Raw genomic sequence first — 5441 nt, 5'->3', positions numbered from 1 at the left:
AATTACTCGAAGTTTATTTGAGAAATATTTGTCAGAAAATTGATGAGCCAAGATTTGTAGCCATAAGCTACTAATGATTTTAACTGAAGAGTTTGATCATGGCTCAGATTGAACGCTGGCGGCAGGCTTAACACATGCAAGTCGAGCGGGGAAAGGTAGCTTGCTACCTGACCTAGCGGCGGACGGGTGAGTAATGCTTAGGAATCTGCCTATTAGTGGGGGACAACATTCCGAAAGGAATGCTAATACCGCATACGCCCTACGGGGGAAAGCAGGGGATCTTCGGACCTTGCGCTAATAGATGAGCCTAAGTCAGATTAGCTAGTTGGTGGGGTAAAGGCCTACCAAGGCGACGATCTGTAGCGGGTCTGAGAGGATGATCCGCCACACTGGGACTGAGACACGGCCCAGACTCCTACGGGAGGCAGCAGTGGGGAATATTGGACAATGGGCGAAAGCCTGATCCAGCCATGCCGCGTGTGTGAAGAAGGCCTTTTGGTTGTAAAGCACTTTAAGCGAGGAGGAGGCTACCGAGATTAATACCCTTGGATAGTGGACGTTACTCGCAGAATAAGCACCGGCTAACTCTGTGCCAGCAGCCGCGGTAATACAGAGGGTGCGAGCGTTAATCGGATTTACTGGGCGTAAAGCGTGCGTAGGCGGCTTTTTAAGTCGGATGTGAAATCCCTGAGCTTAACTTAGGAATTGCATTCGATACTGGGAAGCTAGAGTATGGGAGAGGATGGTAGAATTCCAGGTGTAGCGGTGAAATGCGTAGAGATCTGGAGGAATACCGATGGCGAAGGCAGCCATCTGGCCTAATACTGACGCTGAGGTACGAAAGCATGGGGAGCAAACAGGATTAGATACCCTGGTAGTCCATGCCGTAAACGATGTCTACTAGCCGTTGGGGCCTTTGAGGCTTTAGTGGCGCAGCTAACGCGATAAGTAGACCGCCTGGGGAGTACGGTCGCAAGACTAAAACTCAAATGAATTGACGGGGGCCCGCACAAGCGGTGGAGCATGTGGTTTAATTCGATGCAACGCGAAGAACCTTACCTGGTCTTGACATAGTAAGAACTTTCCAGAGATGGATTGGTGCCTTCGGGAACTTACATACAGGTGCTGCATGGCTGTCGTCAGCTCGTGTCGTGAGATGTTGGGTTAAGTCCCGCAACGAGCGCAACCCTTTTCCTTATTTGCCAGCGGGTTAAGCCGGGAACTTTAAGGATACTGCCAGTGACAAACTGGAGGAAGGCGGGGACGACGTCAAGTCATCATGGCCCTTACGACCAGGGCTACACACGTGCTACAATGGTCGGTACAAAGGGTTGCTACCTAGCGATAGGATGCTAATCTCAAAAAGCCGATCGTAGTCCGGATTGGAGTCTGCAACTCGACTCCATGAAGTCGGAATCGCTAGTAATCGCGGATCAGAATGCCGCGGTGAATACGTTCCCGGGCCTTGTACACACCGCCCGTCACACCATGGGAATTTGTTGCACCAGAAGTAGGTAGTCTAACCGCAAGGAGGACGCTTACCACGGTGTGGCCGATGACTGGGGTGAAGTCGTAACAAGGTAGCCGTAGGGGAACCTGCGGCTGGATCACCTCCTTAACGAAAGATTGACGATTGGTAAGAATCCACAACAAGTTGTTCTTCATGACGATGTATCTGAGGGTCTGTAGCTCAGTTGGTTAGAGCACACGCTTGATAAGCGTGGGGTCACAAGTTCAAGTCTTGTCAGACCCACCAAATCTGACTAACAAGCATTGTTAAATGCTGAATACAGAAAACAGAAACATTGACTTATTGATAAGCTGGGGACTTAGCTTAGTTGGTAGAGCGCCTGCTTTGCACGCAGGAGGTCAGGAGTTCGACTCTCCTAGTCTCCACCATAGATTATAGAACTTAGTAAGTTAAAGCTTATTAACTTCTGTGATTTATCGCAGTTTCCTGACCTGACGAAGGCTGGAAAAATCATTAACAGAATATATTTGAGTTGAAATAATTTGTTCATACTCGTTTTTAAGATCGACATTAACAGTGATTTATTACTGATTGATGAAGATTAAAGAAATGAGTTACTAGCGAAATTAACTGAATCAAGCGTTTTGGTATGTGAATTGAATTGAAGCTGTACAGTGTTTAAGTACACAGAACAACAAACTGTATGATCGAGTAATCGATCTGTCTTAGTACTACTTGTAGGTGCTACGACTGTTTGGGGTTGTATAGTCAAGTAATTAAGTGCATGTGGTGGATGCCTTGGCAGTCAGAGGCGATGAAAGACGTAATAGCCTGCGATAAGCTCCGGGGAGGCGGCAAATATCCTGTGATCCGGAGATTTCTGAATGGGGAAACCCACCTGTCATAAGGCAGGTATCGTATGATGAATACATAGTCATACGAGGCGAACGAGGGGAAGTGAAACATCTCAGTACCCTTAGGAAAAGAAATCAATTGAGATTCCCTCAGTAGCGGCGAGCGAACGGGGAAAAGCCCATTAAGTCATATAAGTTCTAGTGGAATGCTCTGGGAAGTGCAACCATAGTGGGTGATAGTCCTGTACACGAAAGGGCTTATATGATGATGTCGAGTAGGGCGGGGCACGTGAAACCTTGTCTGAATATGGGGGGACCATCCTCCAAGGCTAAATACTCCTGACTGACCGATAGTGAACCAGTACCGTGAGGGAAAGGCGAAAAGAACCCCTGTGAGGGGAGTGAAATAGATCCTGAAACCGCATGCATACAAGCAGTGGGAGCCGACTTGTTCGGTGACTGCGTACCTTTTGTATAATGGGTCAGCGACTTACATTCAGTAGCAAGGTTAACCGCATAGGGGAGCCGTAGAGAAATCGAGTCTTAATAGGGCGTTTAGTTGCTGGGTGTAGACCCGAAACCGGGTGATCTATCCATGAGCAGGTTGAAGGTTGGGTAACACTAACTGGAGGACCGAACCCACTGTCGTTGAAAAGCCAGGGGATGACTTGTGGATAGGGGTGAAAGGCTAATCAAACTCGGTGATAGCTGGTTCTCCCCGAAAGCTATTTAGGTAGCGCCTCGGACGAATACCATTGGGGGTAGAGCACTGTTTCGGCTAGGGGGTCATCCCGACTTACCAAACCGATGCAAACTCCGAATACCAATGAGTACTATCCGGGAGACAGACTGCGGGTGCTAACGTCCGTAGTCAAGAGGAAAACAATCCAGACCGCCAGCTAAGGCCCCAAAATTATAGTTAAGTGGGAAACGATGTGGGAAGGCATAGACAGCTAGGAGGTTGGCTTAGAAGCAGCCACCCTTTAAAGAAAGCGTAATAGCTCACTAGTCGAGTCGGCCTGCGCGGAAGATGTAACGGGGCTAAAACTATATGCCGAAGCTGCGGATTTGCAATTTATTGCAAGTGGTAGGGGAGCGTTCTGTAAGCCGATGAAGGTGTATTGAGAAGTATGCTGGAGGTATCAGAAGTGCGAATGCTGACGTGAGTAACGACAATGCGAGTGAAAAACTCGCACGCTGAAAGACCAAGGGTTCCAGTCCAACGTTAATCGGGGCTGGGTGAGTCGACCCCTAAGGCGAGGCCGAGAGGCGTAGTCGATGGGAAATTGGTTAATATTCCAATACTTCTATGTAATGCGATGAGAGGACGGAGAAGGTTAAGTCAGCCTGGCGTTGGTTGTCCAGGTGGAAGGTTGTAGGCATGTATCTTAGGCAAATCCGGGGTACTCTATGCTGAGAACTGATAGCAAGCTGTACTTGTACAGTGAAGTGGCTGATACCATGCTTCCAGGAAAAGTCTCTAAGCTTCAGTTACATAGGAATCGTACCCGAAACCGACACAGGTGGTCAGGTCGAGTAGACCAAAGCGCTTGAGAGAACTCTGCTGAAGGAACTAGGCAAAATGGTACCGTAACTTCGGGAGAAGGTACGCTGCCGACGGTGATAGGATTTACTCCTTGAGCTATTGGCAGCCACAGAAACCAGGCCCCTGCAACTGTTTATTAAAAACATAGCACTCTGCAAACACGAAAGTGGACGTATAGGGTGTGATGCCTGCCCGGTGCTGGAAGGTTAATTGATGGGGTTAGCGTAAGCGAAGCTCTTGATCGAAGCCCCAGTAAACGGCGGCCGTAACTATAACGGTCCTAAGGTAGCGAAATTCCTTGTCGGGTAAGTTCCGACCTGCACGAATGGCATAATGATGGGGGCGCTGTCTCCAGCAGAGACTCAGTGAAATCGAATTCGCCGTGAAGATGCGGTGTACCCGCGGCTAGACGGAAAGACCCCGTGAACCTTTACTGCAGCTTGACATTGAACTTTGATCTTACTTGTGTAGGATAGGTGGGAGGCTTTGAAACCGAGACGCTAGTTTCGGTGGAGCCAATCTTGAAATACCACCCTGGTAATATTGAGGTTCTAACTCTGTCCCGTTATCCGGGACGAGGACCATGTCTGGTGGGTAGTTTGACTGGGGCGGTCTCCTCCTAAAGAGTAACGGAGGAGTACGAAGGTGCGCTCAGCGTGGTCGGAAATCACGCGTAGAGTATAAAGGCAAAAGCGCGCTTAACTGCGAGACCCACAAGTCGAGCAGGTACGAAAGTAGGTCTTAGTGATCCGGTGGTTCTGTATGGAAGGGCCATCGCTCAACGGATAAAAGGTACTCTGGGGATAACAGGCTGATACCGCCCAAGAGTTCATATCGACGGCGGTGTTTGGCACCTCGATGTCGGCTCATCTCATCCTGGGGCTGAAGCAGGTCCCAAGGGTATGGCTGTTCGCCATTTAAAGAGGTACGCGAGCTGGGTTTAGAACGTCGTGAGACAGTTCGGTCCCTATCTACCGTGGGCGTTGGAAATTTGAGAGGATCTGCTCCTAGTACGAGAGGACCAGAGTGGACGAACCTCTGGTGTACCGGTTGTGACGCCAGTCGCATCGCCGGGTAGCTATGTTCGGAAGGGATAACCGCTGAAAGCATCTAAGCGGGAAGCCTACCTCAAGATAAGATTTCCCTAGGACTTTATGTCCTCTAAAGAGCCGTTGAAGACTACGACGTTGATAGGTTGGATGTGGAAGCATAGTGATATGTGAAGCTGACCAATACTAATTGCTCGTGAGGCTTGACTATACAACACCCAAACAGTTGGTGTTGTGGTTCAAATCACTGCAAACAACTTGATTTAGTTATAAAGCTAGATACAATATCCAACTCAAATATACCTGTTAATAACTCATTTGATGAAAGTTAGGCACGAAGAGCACTGCTCTGAGGTTAGACCCAACGAATAGTCATAAACAGTTGTGCTGGCGACAATAGCAAGAGTGAACCACCTGATCCCTTCCCGAACTCAGAAGTGAAACCTCTTAGCGCTGATGGTAGTGTGGAGTTATCCATGTGAGAGTAAGTCATCGCCAGCTCATTAATTCTAAATCCCCCT

General features: G+C 48.8%; 2 tRNA genes and 3 rRNA genes. All 5 read left to right on the top strand.

Features of this window, described 5'->3' with window-relative positions:
* Nucleotides 1-80: 80 nt before the first annotated feature.
* Nucleotides 81-1618: ribosomal RNA gene (locus PTT44_RS00035) — 16S ribosomal RNA — on the top strand.
* 61 nt (nucleotides 1619-1679) lie between these two features.
* Nucleotides 1680-1756: transfer RNA gene (locus PTT44_RS00030), tRNA-Ile, on the top strand.
* A gap of 67 nt (nucleotides 1757-1823) precedes the next feature.
* Nucleotides 1824-1899, top strand: a tRNA-Ala gene (locus PTT44_RS00025).
* A 338-nt stretch (nucleotides 1900-2237) separates the two neighbouring features.
* A 23S ribosomal RNA gene (locus tag PTT44_RS00020) occupies nucleotides 2238-5131 on the top strand.
* 175 nt (nucleotides 5132-5306) lie between these two features.
* Nucleotides 5307-5421: ribosomal RNA gene (gene rrf / locus PTT44_RS00015) — 5S ribosomal RNA — on the top strand.
* Together the 16S, 23S and 5S rRNA genes with 2 tRNA genes alongside form the textbook arrangement of a ribosomal RNA operon.
* The last annotated feature ends 20 nt before the right edge of the window (nucleotides 5422-5441 follow it).

This window comes from Acinetobacter sp. Gutcm_16, from assembly GCF_028649355.1.
Classification (GTDB): domain Bacteria; phylum Pseudomonadota; class Gammaproteobacteria; order Pseudomonadales; family Moraxellaceae; genus Acinetobacter; species Acinetobacter johnsonii.
Note: the sequence above shows the minus strand (reverse complement) of the source record. Positions and strands in the feature narration are given on the sequence as shown.